Below are 19,475 nucleotides of genomic sequence, written 5' to 3'. Positions count from 1 at the left end.
AGTCCATGAGTCTTTCCGAGATTAAAGCATCGACCGATAACCGTATGGGCAAGTCCCTGGAGTCTCTCAAGACGGGCCTGGCCAAGATTCGTACTGGCCGCGCTACGGCAGGCTTGCTGGATCATGTTCAGGTCGAATACTACGGTTCCATGGTGCCTGTCAGCCAAGTGGCTAACATCACGGTGGTTGACGCTCGCACCTTGAATGTGCAGGTATGGGAAAAGCATATGGCTGGCCCCATTGAAAAAGCCATTCGCGACAACGAGCTGGGCCTGAACCCCATCTCGATGGGCGAGAGCATTCGTGTGCCCATGCCTGCCTTGACCGAAGAGCGCCGTCGCGATCTGGCCAAAGTGGTGCGCGGTGAAGGTGAAGATGCCAAGGTTGCGATCCGCAACCTGCGTCGGGATGCCAATGACACGCTCAAAAAGCAAGTCAAGGACAAGGAGATTTCCGAGGACGACGAGCGTCGCGCCCAGGATGAAATCCAGAAGCTGACCGACAAGTATGTGGCTGAAGTCGACAAGCTGATCGCCCAAAAAGAAGCCGAGATCATGACGGTCTAACGGCTTTTGCACAGGTGGCTAGGTGATTTCTTTCAGTTCTACCCAAACTATTCCGGAACACGGTCAGGTTCCTGGCCACCTGGCAATTGTCATGGACGGCAATGGACGATGGGCGACCCGTCGTCTTTTGCCACGCACGGCAGGGCACTTGCGGGGTGTGCAGACCGTGCGGCGCATTGTCGAGGCTTGTGGTGAGCTCGGCGTGCGTTATTTGACCCTGTTTGCTTTTAGTTCCGAGAACTGGCGACGTCCTCCCGAGGAGGTCTCCCTGTTGATGGGGCTATTTGTCAAGATGCTGCAAAAAGAAGTGGCAACACTGAAAAAAAACGGCGTCCGACTTCATGTTATTGGCGAACTGTCCGCATTTAGCGATGAACTGCGTGGGCTGATTGCCGATGCAGAGGAAAAAACACGCGATAACGACACCTTGCATTTGACGATTGCCGCCAATTACGGCGGTCGTTGGGATATTTTGCAAGCGACCCAAAAGGCGCTGGCCGCTAATCCTGACTTGGTCGATCATCCTGAGCAGTTGGATGAGGCCATGTTCAGCCCCTATTTGGCGATGTCTTATGCCCCCGAGCCGGATTTGTTCATTCGCACGGGTGGAGAGCGTCGCATTTCCAATTTCTTGATCTGGCAGATGGCCTATACCGAGCTGTACTTTACAGACGTGTACTGGCCGGATTTTGACCGGGCGCAGCTGGAACAAGCCTTCGAGTGGTATCGTGGGCGCGAGCGGCGCTTTGGGCGCACCAGTGCCCAGGTGCAGGGTAGCCCCGCGCCTTGACGGAGCCTTATCTATGTTGAAACAACGAGTCATCACCGCCCTGATCTTGCTGGTGATTCTGGGCGCGGCCATGCTTGCCCCCGTGCGCTGGCCCTTGTTGGCCATCTTTGTGCTGATGAGTACGTTGGCGTGCTGGGAGTGGGAGCGTCTGAGTCTGTCTGAGGATCAGCAGCGTTGGGCATGGCCCTTGGCCTTGCTTAACGGTGCCTTGATGTTGTGGCTAAGCGTGTACTGGTATGACACAGGTCCACAAGAGCAGGCGGCTGATCTGGTGTACCGTGCCCTGGTGCCGTTAATGGCGGCATGGTGGATCGTTGGTGCGACAGGGCTGGTGTTGCAGGGTCAGGCCACACAACGAGCTCAAGGTGTTTTGCTCAGTGTGATGGGTGTGCTGGCTCCCTTGGTCGCGTGGGCCAGCCTGTCTCTTTTCTTGTACACGCAGGGCATTGTGTATGTGCTCTCCCTATTGGTTCTGATCTGGGCGGCGGATATCGCGGCCTACTTCGCGGGTCGTGCTTTTGGTAAGGCCAAACTGGCCCCGCGTGTCAGTCCCGGCAAGACCTGGGCTGGAGCGGTTGGCGGTATGGCCGCTGCGGCGGTATGGATGGTGATAAGCGCAAATTGGGCAGGCAGCTTTGGTGCCGACGTGCAGCAACGTTGGGGGTGGGTTGCCACGGCTGTTTTGGGTGTTGCCCTGGCGGCCTTGTCGATCGTAGGTGATTTGTTCGAGTCTTTGCTCAAGCGCCGTGCCGCTGTGAAAGATTCCAGTCAATTATTGCCCGGCCATGGTGGAGTCTACGACCGTATCGACGCCTTGCTGCCGGTTGCTCCCGTAGCCTTGCTGTTAAGTGGGGCATGGCTCTTTTAGTCCTGCGTGGAACTAAGTGTTTGCGTCAAGGAAGAACTCATGAGTTTCCAGCATGTTTGTGTGTTAGGGGCCACTGGCTCTATTGGTATCAGCACACTGGATGTGATTGCTCGTCATCCGGAGCGGATGGCGGTTTATGCCGTGAGCGGCCACACTCGTATGGAGCTGCTGGCCCAGCAAGCTCGTGACAGTGCCGCCCGGGTTGTTCTGGTGCCTGATGAAGCCGCGCGTAGCCGCTTTCTGGCGGCGTGGCAGGGTGGTGTCTTGCCCGAGATCCGGGTAGGTGCCCAAGCTCTGGCCGATACGGCGGCAGACCCACACGTAACAACGGTGATGGCCGCGATTATCGGGGCAGCAGGTCTGCCTTCGGCCCTGGCTGCGGCTCGTGCGGGCAAGCGGGTGTTGCTGGCCAATAAAGAAGCGCTGGTCGCTGCGGGCCGTATCTTCATGCAAGCCGTGCAAGAGGGCGGGGCGCAATTGATGCCTATCGACTCCGAACACAGCGCCATCTACCAATGTCTGGCCGGTGAGTTACCTGCGGAGCCCGGTCAGCCTGTGGCTGCTCTACGCCGTCTCTTGGTGACAGCTTCCGGTGGACCGTTTCGCTCGCGCAGCTTGGCCGAGCTGGATGAGGTGACCCCCGAGCAAGCCTGTGCGCATCCCAACTGGAGCATGGGCCGCAAAATTTCGGTAGATTCAGCCACTATGCTGAATAAAGGCCTGGAAGTTATTGAGGCGCATTGGTTATTCTCGGTGCCCGTTGAGCAGATTGATGTGGTGGTGCATCCGCAAAGCGTGATTCACTCCATGGTTGAGTACATAGATGGCTCGGTGATGGCGCAATTGGGGCAGCCCGACATGCGCACGGCGATTGCCTACGGTCTGGGCTTTCCGGAACGCTTGTACAGCGGCGTAGGCTTGTTGGATCTGGCCACAATGGGTCGCCTGGACTTTGAACAGCCTGATTTTGTGCGTTTTCCCTGTCTGCGATTGGCCTATGATGCTTTGCGCAGCAGTCAGGCTGCCTGCGTGACTTTGAATGCCGCCAATGAAATTGCCGTAGACCGCTTCTTGGAAAGGCAGATTGGCTATACTCAGATTCCGGCGGTGATTGAGCATTGTCTGGATAGGCTCAATGGCCGTGCCAGCCAGGCCTTAGAGGCCCTGGAAGGGGTGTTGGAGCTGGATAGCGAGACCCGTTCGCTGGCGCTGGATTACTGCAGAGTCTCTGCGCGTATTTAACAGGAATTAACATGCTCTTCACGGTTCTGGCTTTCTTGGTAGCCTTGGGCGTGCTGGTGACTTTTCACGAGCTTGGCCACTACTGGGTGGCTCGTCGTTGCGGCGTGCGTGTAGAGCGTTTTTCTATCGGTTTTGGCAAGGTGCTGTACCGTCGTTTCGACAAGAACGGCACCGAATGGGCTGTCTCTGCTCTTCCTTTGGGCGGCTACGTCGCCATGCAAAATGATCCGCCTGCTCATGCAACGCAGGCACAGATCGACGAGTCCTTCAATCACAAGCCCCTGCGACAGCGTGCCGCGATTGTGCTGGCTGGTCCAATGGCCAACCTGATTCTGGCGGTGGTGATTTATGCCTTTGTAGGGTTGTTAGGAGCCCAGGAGCCCGTCGCGCAAATCGGTCCCGTCCCAGAAGGCACGCCAGCGGCTCAGGCCGGTTTCCAGGCTGGGGATCGTCTGGTCTCGGTGGATGGCAAACCTGTGGATTCCTGGTTGCAGGCGCGCTGGGCCTTTATGGATGCCTTGTCCTCGGGCGGCGAGCTTGAAGTGGGAGTCAAGGACCTGCTGGGACGAGAAGAAAATCGTTACCTGACATTACCGGCTGGCGAGATTTTGCCGGACGGGCAGGACCTGATGGCCAAGGCTGGGCTGATGTTACGCCCGGCCCGATCCGTTGTCCAAGAAGTGTTTAAAGATACGGCAGCCGAACAAGCAGGTCTGAAAAAAGACGACCTTATTCTCCGGCTGGATGATTTGATCGAGCCTGGAATTACGGCGTTCGTTCAAAAGGTGCAACAATCTGCGGGTAAGACACTTGAGCTTGAGGTGCTGCGCGAGGGTGAAATTCAACGCCTGCTGCTCACTCCCCAGAGCGATGCCAAGGCTCAAGGGCGTATTGGTGCCCAAGTGGCTATGGATATGCCCATGACCTTGGTGCGGTATGGGCCCATCGAGAGCGTGGAGCGCGGATTTACCCGTACCGGGCAGACTTTCTGGTTCTCTTTGAAGATGATCGGGCGCATGATTACGGGGGATGTCTCTGTACGTAATGTCAGCGGGCCGGTTACTATTGCGGATTATGCAGGTCAGACAGCGCGTATTGGCTTTATTGCCTACCTGAATTTCTTGGCCTTGATCAGTATTAGCATTGGTTTACTGAATTTATTGCCCGTACCTATGCTAGACGGTGGGCATCTACTGTACTATGCCATCGAAGCCGTGCGCGGCAAGCCCGCTTCGGAGCGTATGATGCTTGTCGGTCAACGGCTGGGTTTGGCCTTGTTGGCTGTGCTGATGAGTATTGCTTTTTTTAATGACATCACCCGTCTTTTCAGTTGAGAGCGGGTGGCATACAATTTCCAACCATTTGACCGACCAAGGATTGTCCAGGATGTCGTTTAGCCGGAAACCTACTTTTGCGTTGCGTGTTCTGCCCGTATTGGTGGCAAGTCTGCTTGCCCCCGCCTTGGCGAATGCATTTGCACCGTTTGTCGTGCGCGATATTCAAGTCAATGGCATCCAGCGGGTCGATCCCGGTGCCGTGTTCTCGTCTTTGCCTGTCAAGGTCGGTGAGTCCTTCTCGGAAGAGCAGGCGGCAGACGCGATTCAGCGCTTGTACGCCACCGGTTTTTTCAGTGACGTGCAAATTGACACCAGCACCAATGTGCTGATCGTTAACGTCAAGGAGCGTCCAACCATCGCCTCCGTGTCTTTTAATGGCATGCGCGAGTTCGACGCCAAGAATATTATCAACTCCCTGGCCCAGGTAGGCTTTGGAGAAGGCCGGGTTTTTGACCGTTCCATGTTGGAACGTGCTGAATTCGAGCTGAAACAACAGTACTTGTCCAAGGGCAAGTATGGTGTGGAAATCACGCCTATCATCACGCCTTTGCCACGTAACCGCGTCGGTGTCAGCTTTGACATCTTTGAGGGTGGCTTGGCCAAGATCAAGGAAATCCGCATCGTCGGTACGGAAGCCGTCTCGCAAGGTGACTTGCTCGATCAGATGGAGCTGACGACCTCGGGCATGATGACCTGGTACACCGGCACTGATAAATACTCCCGCGAAAAACTGGAAGGGGATATGGAGCGTATCCGCTCCTACTACCTGAATCGTGGTTTCCTGGAGTACTCGGCCGAAGCGCCTCAGGTATCGATTTCGCCCGATCGCAAAGACATTTTCATTACCCTGACCATTCACGAGGGCCAGCCCTACACCTTGAGCAGCGTGAAATTGGCCGGTGATCTGCTGGGTCTGGAAGACAAGATCGAGCCGATGGTGCAGCAAAAAGAAGGCGAAGTGTTTTCCTCGGACAAGACCAGCGCTACCGTAAAATCGATCACCGAATATCTGGGTGGTTTGGGTTATGCCTTTGCGAATGCCAACCCGAACCCGGTGCTGGATCGCGAAAATCACACGGCTGACTTGACCTTCTACGTCGATCCCGGTCGTCGCGTGTATGTGCGCCGTATTGAGGTGGGTGGGAACGTCCGTACCCGTGATGAAGTGGTGCGTCGTGAAATGCGTCAGCAGGAAGCGGCCTGGTATGACTCGGACGCCATCAAGTTCTCGCGTGACCGTATCGACCGTCTGGGCTACTTCAATGAAGTAGATGTGAATACCAAGCCTGTACCGGGTTCGCCTGACCAGGTCGACGTGAACGTGGACGTGAAAGAAAAGCCCACCGGCTTGGTTAACCTCGGTATTGGTTACGGTTCGACTGACAAGCTGATGCTGTCAGCCGGTATCAGTCAGGACAACATCTTCGGTAGTGGTAACAGTCTGTCCTTGCAGGTCAATACCAGTAAAGTGAACCGTGCGGCGGTGATCAGCCATACCAATCCTTTCTGGACAGGTGACGGCATCAGCAAGACCACCTCGATTTACTACCGTCGTACCACGCCTTACCAGTCCAATGATGGTTGGGGTGATTACCAGAACACCGCAATCGGTGCCGGTTTGAACTTCGGTGTGCCTATTTCCGAGTACGACCGTGTATTCATGGGCGTGAACTTCGAGCACAACAAGCTCTCGCGCCTGAGCCCGCAGTACACACCCCGTGCCTATCAGGATTACGTAAACGAGTACGGTGAAGGCACCAACACCTTTATTTTCAACCTGGGTTGGTCCAAAGATACTCGCGACAGCGCGATTGCTCCCAACAAGGGCAGCTTGACCAGTCTGTCGGCTGATATGGGTACGATGGATTTGCGCTATTACATGCTGCGTGCCAGCCATCAGCACTATATTCCTTTGGGGCGTGCTTACACGCTGGCTCTGAACGGGGCGATTGACTACGGTCGCAGCATCGGTGGCAAGAGTTTCCCGGTGATCAAGAACGTATACGCCGGTGGTATCGGGTCGGTACGTGGCTACGAAGGTGCATCCTTGGGCGGACGCGATATCTTGACGGGCGACTACCTGGGTGGTTCGCGTCGAATGATTGCCAACGCTCAACTGTATCTGCCATTCCCCGGTGCCTCACGTGACCGTACGTTGCGTTGGTTCGTCTTTGCCGATGCCGGTAAAGTTGACAACACCAGCGGTGGTTGCCCAATGGGTCGTCCTGACCGTTTGTCGGAGGATCCATGCGGTTGGAAGTACGCTGCAGGTCTGGGCTTGTCGTGGGAGTCCCCACTCGGTCCGTTGCAGTTGTCCTATGGTCGCGCCCTGCGCGCCAAGGAAGGCGACGATAAACAAGCCTTCCAGTTCCAGATTGGTACCGCTTTCTGATGTTCGTGTTTAGTGGCACAATTGCACTATTCTGCAGCCTAATTAGCAAGGTAGATTTTTCATGAAGTCAAACATCGCATTAAAACTTACAAACATCGCCCGCAGCTTGTCGCGTGGCAATAACGCGCTCGTTCTGGCTGCCGCGCTGGGTGTCGGCGCCATGACCGCTGCTCCTGTTGTTCAGGCCCAGACCAAAATTGGTTTTGTCAGCACAGAGCGCATTTTGCGTGATTCCAAGCCCGCCAAAGCGGCCCAAACCAAAATCGAAGCAGAATTCAAGCGTCGTGACGAAGAGCTGGAGCGCATGGCCAACAACCTGCGTTCGCAAGCTCAGAAGTTCGACAAGGATGCTCCTGTCTTGTCCGAGTCCGATCGTGTGAAGCGTCAGCGTCAACTGGCTGACCTGGATTCCGATTTGCAGCGCAAGCGCCGCGAATTCCAGGAAGACTTCAATCGTCGCCGCAACGAAGAGTTCTCGGCCATCGTTGAGCAGGCTGATGCCGCTATCAAGCGTATTGCTGACTCGCAAGGCTACGACCTGATCATTCAGGACGCGGTCACCGTTAGCCCACGTGTGGACATCACCGAGGAAGTTCTGAAAGCACTGGGCGGTTGATGCACTATGCCGGTATTGCTGAACGTTGATCAGGCTGTACAGCTGTCTGAACTCATAGACGCCATCAACAAGACCGGACTGGATTGCAAGCTGCCAGAAGGCATTAAAGAGCCTATGCCCCGGATTCGGGGCCTAGGCTCTTTACTTTCTGCGGGTCCGGAAGAAATCAGCTTTCTGTCCAATCCCAAGATGCAGGATCTGCTGGAGCAGACCCGTGCTGCGGTGGTGATTTTGACGCCACAGGTCTACGAGGATCTGGGCTTTACACCGTCCTTTATTCCGGTTTTGTGCTCAGAGCCTTATCTAATGTATGCGCTGCTGGCTCAGCGTTTTGATCAGGTGCGCATGGCGGATTTGCCCCAGGGCATCCATCCCAGTGCGGTGATTGACCCTAGTGCTCAATTGGGCGAGGGCGTGTCGGTCGGGCCCTTTTGCGTGGTGGAGGCCGGCGTCAAGATCGGACGTGGCACCCGTTTGGGTGCGCATTGCGTGATTGGCGCAGGCTCTACCTTGGGGCCAGACTGTTTACTGCATGCGCGTGTCACTCTTTACCACCAGGTGCATATCGGTGCTCGCGCCATTTTGCATTCGGGCGTAGTGCTGGGCGCGGACGGTTTTGGTTTTGCGCCGGATCCAGTGAAAGGCAAGGGTGCCTGGGCCAAGATTGCACAGATCGGCCACGTGCGTATTGGCGACGATGTTGAAATCGGCGCCAATACCACGGTGGACCGTGGTGCACTGGATGACACCGTGTTGGCCAACGGCGTCAAGCTGGACAACCAGATTATGATCGGGCACAACGTGCAGGTTGGCGAGCACACGGCCATGGCGGCGTGTGTGGGGGTGGCCGGCTCTACCCAGATCGGGGCGCGTTGTACGATCGCTGGGGCAGCGATGCTCTCGGGCCACCTGGTCTTGGGTGACGATGTACACGTCTCTGGCGGTACGGCTGTCACCTCCAATATCAGTCAGCCTGGACGTTATACCGGGGTTTATCCCTTTGCTGGGCATCAGGACTGGCAGAAAAACGCTGCCGTGCTGGGGCAATTGAGCGGTTTGCGCCGTCGCCTGCGCTCTTTGGAGCGTCAGCAGGCTGATGGGGCAAATGAATCATCTGAACATATCAATAAACAAAAATAAGCAGGACAGGACATGGAACTCGACATTCGACAAATTATGGATCGCCTCCCTCATCGTTACCCGATGCTGCTGGTTGATCGCGTCTTGGAACTGGTGCCCGGCAAGAGCATCGTCGCCATTAAAAACGTGTCGATGAATGAACCCTTTTTTACGGGTCACTTTCCGCACATGCCGGTTATGCCTGGGGTCTTGATCATTGAAGCCATGGCTCAGGCAGCGGCGCTGTTCTCTTTTACCGATCCTGAGGATCCGTACGCCAAAGTGGACAACAAGCTAGCCTATTACCTGGTTGGTGTGGATGGCGCGCGTTTTCGCAAACCCGTGATGCCAGGCGATCAGTTGCGTCTGGAAGTGACCGCGGATCGCATCAGCCGCGCCTTGTGCAAGTACACGGGCCGTGCCTTGGTTGATGGCCAAGTGGTTGCCGAAGCTAAAATTATGTGTGCGATCCGTCAATTGGAAGAATAGTTTATGCGTATTCATGAAACGGCCATCATCGAAGCGGGCGCTCAGCTTGCAGATGATGTCGAGGTCGGGCCTTACAGCATCATTGGGCCTAATGTCACGATAGGGGCGGGCACCAAAGTGGGGCCCCACTGCGTGATTGATGGCGTGACCACGATTGGTTGCAACAACCATTTCTACCGTTTCTGCTCCATTGGTGGCATGCCGCAGGACAAGAAGTACGCGGGTGAACCGACTCGTCTGGAAATCGGCGATGGCAATATGGTTCGTGAGTACGTCACCATCAATACCGGTACGGTGCAGGATGTCGGTGTGACCCGTGTCGGCAATGATAACTGGATCATGGCCTACACCCACATTGCACATGATTGCCAGATTGCCAATCACACGATTATCGCCAACAGCGTCCAACTGGGCGGCCACGTGCATATTGGCGACTGGGCCATTCTGGGCGGTTTGACGGCTGTGCATCAGTTCGGTCGTATCGGTGCACACAGCATGATTGGTGGTACCAGCTCGGTGCGTCAGGATATTCCTCCTTACGTGATTGGTGCAGGCGATCCTTTCCGTCCTGTCGGTGTGAATAGCGAAGGCCTGGGCCGTCGCAACTTCCCGGCTGAAGCGATTTCGGCGGTGAAGGAAAGCTACAAGCTGCTGTATCGTCGCAAGCTGACGGTGGAGCAGGCCGTGGAGCAGATGCAAGCCTTGCAGGAAACGCAGCCTGAGTGCCGTGCGGCCGTACAGGTCATGATCGACTTTCTGAATGACTCCAGCCGGGGTATTTGCAGACCATGAGCAGCGCCTCCAGCCCATTAGCGGCACGTTCAGACGGGTCGGGGCAAACAGGGGCCAAGCGGGATCTGTGTATAGGAATGGTAGCGGGCGAGCCGTCTGGCGATTTGCTGGCGGCCCGTATCATTCAAGGGCTGCGCCAGGGCAATCCTGGCGTGCAGGTAGAAGGCATAGGCGGCCCCGAGATGGCCGCCCAGCAATTTCACCAATACTACCCCATGGACGCCTTGACGGTATTTGGTTACGTCGAGGCGCTCAAACGTATTCCGGGTCTGGTCTCCACGTATTTGGGCATGCGCAATCAATGGTTGCGTCAGCGTCCCGATGTGTTTGTGGGCATTGATGCGCCGGACTTCAATTTGCGCCTGGAGCATCGTTTGCGTCAGGCTGGCGTGCCGACGGTGCACTTTGTGGGGCCTTCGATCTGGGCCTGGCGCTACGAGCGCATCCACAAAATCCGCGAAGCGGTTTCCCATATGCTGGTACTGTTTCCTTTCGAGACCGAGATCTACGAAAAGGAAGGCATTCCGGTGACCTATGTGGGCCATCCCTTGGCGGCGAATATTCCCTTGCAGCCGGATAAGGCTGACGCTCGCTGTCGCCTGGGCTTGCCCGAGACAGGTCGTATTCTGGGCGTGCTGCCTGGCAGCCGCTCCTCCGAGGTCAAGATGCTGTCACCGCGCTTTTTGCAGGCCGTGCAGATCTTGCAGGACCAGGATCCGGATCTGACGATTCTGGTGCCTATGGTGAATCCCAAGCGTCGTCAGGAGTTTGAGGAAGCGCTGGCTCAGCATCCCATCCGCAATTTACACATTATTGATGCCAATACGGTCGGTATTCGTCAGCCTGATTCGGAAGGCGTGGTTCGCCCACCCGCCTGGACGGTGATGGAAGCCAGTGACGCTGTGCTGGTGGCCAGTGGTACTGCCAGCCTGGAAACTGCCTTGTACAAGCGGCCTATGGTTATTTCGTATGTGCTCAGCCCCATGATGGAGCGCATCATACGGTGGAAGTCCGGTCAGGACAGGCCTTATGTGCCCTGGGTGGGTTTGCCCAATGTGCTGGCTCGGGATTTTGTCGTACCCGAACTGCTACAAGAAGATGCCCAGCCAGCGAAACTGGCGCAAGCGTGCTGGAAAGCCTTGAGCGATCAGAGCTATGTGGCGCATATCGAGCAAGTCTTTACCGAGATGCATTTGACCTTGCGCAGGGACACGCCTGCTTTGGCGGCCGAGGTTATTTTGAATATGGCACGTGCATGAAGCAGCTGGATTTATTGGTCAGTGATGTCTCGGCAGGTTTGGTGGCGGGGCTGGATGAAGCGGGGCGTGGCCCATTGGCCGGTCCCGTCTTTGCCGCTGCTGTGATTCTGGACCCGAACAATCCCATTGAAGGCCTGAACGACTCCAAGAAGCTGACCGCCAAACGGCGTGAAGCCTTGGCCGTTCTGATCAAGGAAAGGGCTTTGGCCTGGGAAATTGCCAGCGCGACCGTCGCAGAAATTGATGACATCAATATTTTGCACGCCGCCATGCTGGCGATGCAACGAGCCTGTAATGGCCTGAGCGTCAAACCTGAGCAAGCCTTGGTGGATGGCAATCGTATTCCCACTGGCCTGTGCTGCCCGGCAGAAGCCATCATCAAAGGTGACGCCAGCCATGCTGCCATTGCGGCCGCATCCATTTTGGCGAAAACAGCGCGGGATGCGGTCTGTCTGGAATTACACCGAGACTATCCTGAATACGGTTTTGATCAGCACAAAGGCTACGGGACGGCCTTGCATTTGGACCGTTTGTCTCAGCACGGGCCTTGCCCCGAGCATCGTCGAAGTTTCGCGCCGGTACGCGCATCTCTAGTTAGGTAAGTTGAAGAAAATGAGGCTGATTGAATCCAAAGATAATGCGCTGTTCAAACGAGTGCAGCGCCTGGCTCACGATAAACGCGAGCTGGACGGGGGCGATCAGTTGATTTGGTTGGAAGGCATTCATCTATGCCAGATGTGGCTGGAGCGCCGAGGTTTGCCGGAACTGGCCGTTTTCGAGATGGACCGCCACTCGGACGAGTTGCTCGAACTGGCGCGCTTCTTGCCAGGTCATAGCAGTGTGACCTTCAATGCAACCTTGATGAATGCCGTATCCCAAGTTGGTCAGGGGCAGGGCATAGGCTTTATTGTTCGCGTACCTCGAGGGCAGGTTTGGACGGCTCCCACAAAACGTGCCATCTTGCTGGATCAGGTTCAAGACCCGGGTAATGTGGGCACCGTCTTGCGAACGGCGGTGGCGGTGGGGTTGGAGGCCGTGTATCTGACGCCAGGCTGTGCCAGCGTCTGGTCTCAGAAAGTGCTGCGTAGTGCACAGGGCGCCCATTTCTCCATTCAAATCCATGAGCAGGTCGATGGTGTGGCTCTGCTTGAAAAAGCTGCCTTGCCGGTGCTGGTGACCTCCTTGGGGCCAGATGCCCAGGACCTGTATGAATCCAGCTTGCCCGACCAGGGAATTTGGGTTTTTGGCAATGAAGGGCAAGGTGTTAGCCCGGCCTTGCTGACCAAAGCGAATCAGTGTTTGTTCATCCCTCAGGCGCCCGGCGTGGAGTCCTTGAACGTGGCGATTGCCACCGCCCTTTGTCTGTACGAGCAGCGTCGTCAGCACAGCCGCTAGTCTTGGCGGCTTGATTGCACCGTACCGGGAAGAGTCAGCCGGTGTCAGTGACTTCTTTCTTGATGTCGCTCTTGTCTCCACTTATAAAATCAAGTAAATCATCCACTAAGGCGTCTGCTTATCGCTACGTGAGCATTGAGTGCATAGGGCATTGACGCTTGTCTGCTAGCGGCTCCCTGAGGGCCGCTTTGTCACCTTGTATCGCTCCATCGTTGTATCCGGTTGGATTCCTAATCTTTTTCAGATGAGGTCAACAATGAAACTTAGCGAATACGCGACCTATGATGCCTTGGCGTTGGCTGAGCTGGTTGCCAAGAAACACATCAGTGTTCAAGAATTAAGTCAGGTGGGCAAGAAAGCGGTTGATGCATTGAACAGCAAAATCAATGCGGTGGTAGAGAGCTGGGACGGGGAGATTGACCCCCATGCTGACCGGGACTCCGTACTTTACGGTGTCCCGTTTTTGATTAAAGATCTGGCCATCACCATGAAGGGCAAACGCTACGAGCTGGGTAGCAAGCTGGCGCAAGGTATGGTCATGGATGCGGACAGTACTTTGATGAGCCTCTACAAGGAGGCGGGACTGGTCACCCTGGGTCGAACCACGACCTCGGAATTTGCCATCAGTACAACGACGGAGGCGCGCTGCGTAGGCCCTACGCTGAACCCCTGGAACCCTGCCTTTAATGCCGGTGGCTCGACAGGAGGCTCGGCAGCCGCGGTCGCGGCAGGGATGGTGCCGGTGGCTCACGCAACTGACGGCGGTGGCTCTATTCGTGTCCCGGCGGCTGTGAACGGCTTGTTCGGCTTGAAGCCCACTCGGGGGCGGGTCTCTAGCGGTCCCCTGCAAGATGAGGTCTGGAGCGGTTTGCTGGCCCACCTGGGCGTCAGTCGTAGCGTGCGAGACAGCGCTGCTTTGCTGGATGCGATTAGCCGTCCCGGTATTGGTGAGCCGTATTACACGGCAGCACCCCCTCAGACCTTTCTATCGGCTGTGAAGAAAAATCCAGGCGCTTTGCGTATCGGGTTGATGATGGACCCGCCCAGCGGTGATAAAACCGAGTCTGTCATTGCCGGCAAGGCGATTGATATGGCCTCGGTGCTGGAGTCTCTGGGCCATCAGGTCGAACCCCTGGTATTTGATTCCGGCGTCAGTTGGGAGGCTTTTGTACACGCCAATGCCCAATTCTGGAATGTGAACACGGCGGCGTGGATAGACAGCATTGCCGCAGCGACCGGGCGGCCGGTGAATGAGGTGTATCTGGAACAGGCCACGTTGGCGGCCTATGCCTACGGCAAGAAGATTAGCGGAATTGATCTTTTGGGGGCGATCGCCGTGCGTAATACGGTCTCCCGGAATCTGGGCGCGTATTTCCAGAAATATGATGTCCTGATGACTCCCACCGTACCTGCGCTGCCCATGAGGGTGGGTGAGTACAACCAGATACAGGATCAGGTGGATGGCCTGGGCTGGATTGCCCACGTCTTTAAGCAAGCACCTTTTGCGGCTTTGGCCAATATCAGTGGCTCACCCTCCATGTCGGTGCCGGCCGGGCAGGATGTGGCGACTTCCTTACCCATAGGCATGATGTTTACGGCCGCTTATGGCCAGGAATGCCTCTTGTTTGGCTTGGCTGGCCAATTGGAGCAAGCCTTGCCCTGGAGTGATCAGCACCCGCAGGTTTGGGTGGGCAAGTTGGATTGAGTGCGGACAAAAGCAGCAGATCTGACACCGTAGCAGCGGCCAACAAACAGGCCTGAGTTCGGTGTGATACCGAGATCAGGCCTTGATGTTGAGGCTGTCCGAATACTCCCGTAGGGGTATCGCCCGGACTAGCTGTTCGATCCTTAGTAAGAGCGGCGGTCCAAACCGACATCATCCAGAATTTTGGTGGAGATTTCCTCGATGGATTTGGTGGTGGTGGACAGCCAGGGAATGCCTTCCATACGCATTAAACGTTCCGCCTCAGCCACTTCCATGCGGCACTGCTCGATGGTGGCGTATTTGCTTCCCGGACGGCGCTCATTACGCACTTCAGACAGACGGTCTGGATGAATGGACAGACCAAAAATCTTTTTCCGGTAGGGAGCCAGCGTGGCGGGCAGGGTGCCGCGCTGGAAATCTTCGGGAATGATGGGGTAGTTGGCGGCCTTGACGGCGTACTGCATCGCCAAGTACAAGCTGGTAGGCGTTTTTCCGCAGCGGGATACACCCACCAGAATCACGTCGGCTTGTTCCAGACCATTCACGTACTGACCATCGTCGTGCGCCAGACTGAAGTTGATGGCTTCAATGCGATTGTTGTAGCGCTTGGACATGCCACCGGAGTGCGAACGGCCTACGGAACGGCTGGACTTCACTCCTAGGGCGCGTTCAATGTGTCGTACAAAGGCACCAAACAGATCCAGGAAGGTGCAGTTGGCCGCGCCAATAATGTGCGCCATCTTGGGGTCAACCAAAGTGCTGAATACCAGCGGTTGCTGGCCTTGCTCTTGAGCGCATTGGTTGATGCGATCAGCGACAGCTTGGGCTTTCTCGATGGTATCGATGAAGGGGATACGGACGGCCTGAAATTCGAATTGAGCGAATTGCGACAGGACGGAGTTGCTGAAAGTTTCGGCGGTAATGCCCGTGCTGTCAGAAACGACAAAGACGGTACGCTCAATAGGAGAAGATGTCATGGAATAAGTCGTGCACAATGCTCGGGAAACGGTACAATTTGCAAGATTACCATTTACCGCTCGGATCGGGGTATGGAAAGGCAGGTTTGCTTAGGACAGATCACACAGACAGCGCTGTTGGGATCACTGCCTTAAGCAAACACGCTTTTTTTTCTATTCAAGGTGACTTATGTCTTACGTAATTAGTTTCGACAAGCTCCGCATGACGGACGTCGACACAGTGGGCGGTAAAAACGCGTCGCTGGGCGAAATGATCAGTCAACTGGCCGACGCTGGTGTGCGCGTGCCAGGTGGTTTTGCCACAACAGCCGAAGCATTCCGCGTTTTCCTGAAAAACAACGATCTGGACAAGCGCATTCAGCAGCGTCTGGACGCGCTGGACGCCGACGACGTTCGCGAACTGGCCGCTGCCGGTGCCGAAATTCGCCAGTGGATCATCGACACTCCATTCCCGGCCGAGTTTGAAAAAGCCGTACGTGACGCGTTTGCTGAACTGGATGCAGACGGCAAGGGTTCGTTTGCCGTGCGCTCTTCCGCCACCGCTGAAGACTTGCCTGACGCTTCCTTTGCTGGTCAGCAAGAAACCTACCTGAACGTGGTGGGCATCGACGAGGTGCTGAGCAAGATTCACCACGTGTTTGCCTCCCTGTACAACGACCGCGCTATTTCCTACCGCGTGCACAAGGGCTACGCCCACGCTGAAGTGGCGCTGTCCGCGGGTATTCAGCGCATGGTGCGCTCCGACAAGGGCAGCGCTGGTGTGATGTTCACCCTGGACACTGAATCGGGCTTCAAGGATGTGGTCTTTTTGACGTCCTCTTACGGCCTGGGCGAAACCGTGGTTCAAGGTTCGGTCAATCCGGACGAGTTCTACGTGTACAAGCCAACCCTGGCTTCCGGTCACTACCCCATCATCAGCCGCCGTATCGGCTCCAAGCTGATCAAGATGGAATTTGACGAAGGCCGTACGACTGATCACGCTGTGCGTACCGTAGACGTGCCGGTGTCCGAGCGCAACCGTTACTCCCTGAGCGACGAAGAAGTGATCGAGCTGGCTCGTTACGCCACCATCATTGAAAAACACTACCAGCGTCCTATGGACATTGAGTGGGGTCGTGACGGTATCGACGGCAAGATCTACATTCTGCAAGCCCGCCCTGAGACCGTTAAGTCCCAGCAAGGCAGCAACGACGTGCAAGAGCGTTACCGCCTGAAAGCCACTGGCGAAGTGCTGGTTACCGGCCGCGCTATTGGTCAGAAGATCGGTTCGGGCAAAGTCCGTATCGTGGCAGACGCCTCCGAGATGGATCTGGTCAAACCCGGCGACGTGCTGGTCACCGACATGACGGACCCTAACTGGGAACCCATCATGAAGCTGGCTTCGGCTATCGTCACCAACCGTGGCGGTCGTACCTGCCACGCGGCGATTATTGCTCGCGAACTGGGCATCCCTGCCGTGGTCGGTTGCAACAACGCCACAGACGTGCTGAAAGAAGGTCAGGAAGTGACGGTGTCGTGTGCTGAAGGCGACGAAGGCCGGATTTACGACGGTCTGCTGGAAACCGAGATCGAAGAAGTCAGCTGGGGCCAAATGCCCGAGATCGGCCTGAAAGTCATGATGAACGTGGGTAACCCCCAACTGGCTTTCGACTTCTCGCAAATTCCTAACGATGGTGTGGGTCTGGCTCGTCTGGAATTCATCATCAACAACAACATTGCGATTCACCCCAAAGCCGTTCTGGACTACCCCAATGTGGATAGCGACCTGAAAAAGGCAGTGGAATCGGCGGCTCGTGGCTACGCCAGCCCACGTGCTTTCTTCGTGGAAAAACTGGCCGAAGGTATTGCGACTCTGGCCGCTTCCTTCTACCCCAAGCCCGTCATCGTGCGTCTGTCGGACTTCAAGTCCAACGAATACCGCAAGCTGGTGGGTGGTTCGCGCTACGAGCCTGAGGAAGAGAACCCCATGCTGGGCTTCCGTGGTGTGGCTCGCTACCTGTCCGAAGACTTCGCAGAATGCTTCAAGATGGAATGCGAAGCCCTGAAGAAAGTGCGTGACGAAATGGGTCTGACCAACGTCGAAATCATGGTGCCATTCGTGCGTACCCTGGGTCAGGCAGAACGTGTTGTGGACCTGTTGGCTTCCCACGGTCTGGCTCGTGGCGAAAACGGCCTGCGCTTGATCATGATGTGCGAAGTGCCTTCCAACGCCATTCTGGCCGAGCAGTTCCTGCAGTACTTTGACGGCTTCTCCATCGGTTCCAACGACATGACTCAGTTGACTCTGGGTCTGGATCGTGACTCCGGTATGGAGCTGCTGGCTGCCGACTTCGACGAGCGCGACGAGGCTGTGAAGTTCATGCTCAGTCGTGCCATCAAGGCATGCCTGGCACAAAACAAATACGTGGGTATTTGTGGCCAAGGCCCCAGCGACCACCCTGATCTGGCCAAGTGGCTGAGCGATGAAGGCATTATTTCGCTGTCGCTGAACCCGGATACGGTTGTGGATACCTGGCAACGTCTGGCCAAGGTCTAAGACGTAAGTTACTGCTAGCGAAATCTCTGGCAGTACGCGGGTCAAGTCAGGTAAGACCTAACACCCCGGCATGGAGCTTCCATGTCGGGGTGTTGTCGTTTTGGGGACGTATCTTGTGCTTTTGTTCTTGCTATGGCTCTTGGCCGTGCTCATGCGATTTTGTTTTGCAGCGCTTGCTGATTGGGTGTGCATATTGGCGCTTTGGCTGGCTGGAGTGCTTGTACAAGTTTGTATAGGTATTGCCAAGCGCTCGTGCCTATTGGTGTGCGGCTAAGGAGAGGGGCAGGCTGCAATTCTGATGAGCAGAACGGAACAGGACAGGGCGCGGGTGAGAGGCCGTGATGGGGAATGGCCGTAACCGCCCTGGATCGGGCGGCATGGATTCGGAGTGTCTTGACGGGTTCGCTGCTAAGGGGAGAGGAACCGTGTATGGACAGAACAATCAGCGCTGCAGCTGATTGGCTGGTATTAGTTTGCTGCGTCGATTTGGTAAACGTGTAAGAACATATCCAGAATATGTTCCGTCTCAGTTTGAATGCGCTCTTCACTCCAGGGCTCCATCGCCCCCATGAGCAACAATACAATTTCGCCTTCGCTCAGGCAACGGAAGTGTTCCACCATTAATACCGGGTCCAGCCGGCGTAGCGTGCCACGCTCGATATGGTGAGCAAAGAAACACTGCACTCCGTCCCAGATCTGGTCGTCCAGCATCTCCATAAAGCGTTTGCCGATGTCGCTGTGTCCACCGACAGAGACCACGATACGCAAAAGCTGGGCGGTTTGCTTGGAGTACAGATTACGCAGCATGGGCAGCAGGAAACTCTGCAGTTCCTGGCGGATATCACCTTCGCAGTCCAGCTTGGTCAGAACCTGTTCGGTAAATTCCTGGGCACCTGTCAGCAGGACAGCCAGCAAGAGGTCTTCTTTGGATGGGAAATAATTGTAGAGCGTGCCCTTGGAGCCGCCTGCCAATGCAGCGATTTGGGACATGGATGTGGCCTCAAAACCATTCTCGCGAAAAACCTCGGAAGCCACTTCCAGGATTTTGTCGCGGCGTTCGCGCCCCTTTCGAGTCGCGCGTTGGGATTTTCGGGGAACATCGTCATGCATAATGGCAGGCAAAAATTAAGTGAATAGGACAAAGCCAGCATCATACCGTATCAATGGCTGCTGTGCTGCTGCTCCATGTCGACCGTTAAGGGAAGGCAAGACCAAACCCCTTAATTTTACGACATGCACTGCTATTGGGCCTATTTGTTTGCCTCAGTCTTTGATCTAAGGCCTAGTAAAGCGCAAAAGTGCCACACATTCGGGTGGTTGCACGGGGCAGTGCTTCTGGACGCGCCTGGCGGCGTCTACAGATCGCTATAGTCCTTATCTGTTTTGATTTAA

17 protein-coding genes are annotated in these 19,475 nt (G+C 55.9%); 15 read left to right on the top strand and 2 right to left on the bottom strand.

The features are described 5' to 3' along the window. Positions 1-5 precede the first annotated feature (5 nt). From frr to OKX01_RS10015, 14 genes are all read left to right on the top strand, one after another. On the top strand, positions 6-566 hold the full coding sequence (gene frr / locus OKX01_RS10080; protein ID WP_094196818.1) for a ribosome recycling factor: 561 nt from the start codon (positions 6-8) through the stop codon (positions 564-566). 25 nt (positions 567-591) lie between these two features. Beyond that, positions 592-1,356, top strand: a complete 765-nt coding sequence (uppS, locus tag OKX01_RS10075) for a polyprenyl diphosphate synthase (protein ID WP_108728713.1) — start codon at positions 592-594, stop codon at positions 1,354-1,356. A gap of 13 nt (positions 1,357-1,369) precedes the next feature. Beyond that, complete coding sequence (locus tag OKX01_RS10070) at positions 1,370-2,224, top strand: phosphatidate cytidylyltransferase (protein ID WP_125276767.1); 855 nt, start codon at positions 1,370-1,372, stop codon at positions 2,222-2,224. A 39-nt stretch (positions 2,225-2,263) separates the two neighbouring features. Further along, on the top strand, positions 2,264-3,466 hold the full coding sequence (locus OKX01_RS10065) for a 1-deoxy-D-xylulose-5-phosphate reductoisomerase (RefSeq protein ID WP_264671711.1): 1,203 nt from the start codon (positions 2,264-2,266) through the stop codon (positions 3,464-3,466). An 11-nt stretch (positions 3,467-3,477) separates the two neighbouring features. Further along, on the top strand, positions 3,478-4,800 hold the full coding sequence (gene rseP, locus OKX01_RS10060) for an RIP metalloprotease RseP (protein WP_264671710.1): 1,323 nt from the start codon (positions 3,478-3,480) through the stop codon (positions 4,798-4,800). A gap of 52 nt (positions 4,801-4,852) precedes the next feature. Beyond that, complete coding sequence (bamA, locus tag OKX01_RS10055; RefSeq protein ID WP_094196814.1) at positions 4,853-7,195, top strand: outer membrane protein assembly factor BamA; 2,343 nt, start codon at positions 4,853-4,855, stop codon at positions 7,193-7,195. Between the two features lie 61 nt (positions 7,196-7,256). Further along, on the top strand, positions 7,257-7,811 hold the full coding sequence (locus tag OKX01_RS10050) for an OmpH family outer membrane protein (RefSeq protein ID WP_094196813.1): 555 nt from the start codon (positions 7,257-7,259) through the stop codon (positions 7,809-7,811). A 6-nt stretch (positions 7,812-7,817) separates the two neighbouring features. Next, the gene (gene lpxD / locus OKX01_RS10045) at positions 7,818-8,951 is read left to right on the top strand and encodes a UDP-3-O-(3-hydroxymyristoyl)glucosamine N-acyltransferase (RefSeq protein WP_108727528.1); all 1,134 of its coding nucleotides are present in this window, start codon (positions 7,818-7,820) and stop codon (positions 8,949-8,951) included. A 12-nt stretch (positions 8,952-8,963) separates the two neighbouring features. Next, positions 8,964-9,419 carry a 3-hydroxyacyl-ACP dehydratase FabZ gene (gene fabZ / locus OKX01_RS10040; RefSeq protein WP_003799758.1) on the top strand — a complete coding sequence of 152 codons (456 nt, stop codon included), beginning with the start codon at positions 8,964-8,966 and terminating at the stop codon, positions 9,417-9,419. 3 nt (positions 9,420-9,422) lie between these two features. Further along, positions 9,423-10,211 carry an acyl-ACP--UDP-N-acetylglucosamine O-acyltransferase gene (gene lpxA, locus OKX01_RS10035; RefSeq protein WP_264671709.1) on the top strand — a complete coding sequence of 263 codons (789 nt, stop codon included), beginning with the start codon at positions 9,423-9,425 and terminating at the stop codon, positions 10,209-10,211. 77 nt (positions 10,212-10,288) lie between these two features. Beyond that, positions 10,289-11,470 (top strand): lipid-A-disaccharide synthase, encoded by a 1,182-nt coding sequence (gene lpxB, locus OKX01_RS10030; RefSeq protein ID WP_238988679.1) that lies wholly within the window; start codon positions 10,289-10,291, stop codon positions 11,468-11,470. Beyond that, positions 11,467-12,072 carry a ribonuclease HII gene (gene rnhB, locus OKX01_RS10025; protein ID WP_094196809.1) on the top strand — a complete coding sequence of 202 codons (606 nt, stop codon included), beginning with the start codon at positions 11,467-11,469 and terminating at the stop codon, positions 12,070-12,072. The genes lpxB and rnhB overlap by 4 nt, the downstream gene beginning before the upstream one ends. Before the next feature lie 10 nt (positions 12,073-12,082). Next, the gene (locus tag OKX01_RS10020; RefSeq protein ID WP_094196808.1) at positions 12,083-12,865 is read left to right on the top strand and encodes a TrmH family RNA methyltransferase; all 783 of its coding nucleotides are present in this window, start codon (positions 12,083-12,085) and stop codon (positions 12,863-12,865) included. Positions 12,866-13,121: 256 nt separating this feature from the next. Further along, complete coding sequence (locus OKX01_RS10015) at positions 13,122-14,570, top strand: amidase (protein ID WP_203226755.1); 1,449 nt, start codon at positions 13,122-13,124, stop codon at positions 14,568-14,570. A gap of 143 nt (positions 14,571-14,713) precedes the next feature. On the opposite strand, the gene OKX01_RS10010 is transcribed toward OKX01_RS10015, so the two are convergent. After that, positions 14,714-15,547, bottom strand: a complete 834-nt coding sequence (locus tag OKX01_RS10010; RefSeq protein ID WP_094196807.1) for a pyruvate, water dikinase regulatory protein — start codon at positions 15,545-15,547, stop codon at positions 14,714-14,716. A gap of 169 nt (positions 15,548-15,716) precedes the next feature. Between OKX01_RS10010 and ppsA the strand changes: the two genes are divergently transcribed. Beyond that, positions 15,717-18,083, top strand: a complete 2,367-nt coding sequence (ppsA, locus tag OKX01_RS10005) for a phosphoenolpyruvate synthase (protein WP_094196806.1) — start codon at positions 15,717-15,719, stop codon at positions 18,081-18,083. Between the two features lie 468 nt (positions 18,084-18,551). On the opposite strand, the gene OKX01_RS10000 is transcribed toward ppsA, so the two are convergent. Further along, positions 18,552-19,193 carry a TetR/AcrR family transcriptional regulator gene (locus OKX01_RS10000; RefSeq protein WP_234354308.1) on the bottom strand — a complete coding sequence of 214 codons (642 nt, stop codon included), beginning with the start codon at positions 19,191-19,193 and terminating at the stop codon, positions 18,552-18,554. Positions 19,194-19,475: the final 282 nt, after the last annotated feature.

The sequence above is a fragment of the Alcaligenes sp. SMD-FA genome, assembly GCF_025960365.1.
Taxonomy (GTDB): Bacteria; Pseudomonadota; Gammaproteobacteria; order Burkholderiales; family Burkholderiaceae_B; genus Alcaligenes; species Alcaligenes aquatilis.
This window is presented reverse-complemented; position numbering and strand designations above follow the sequence as displayed.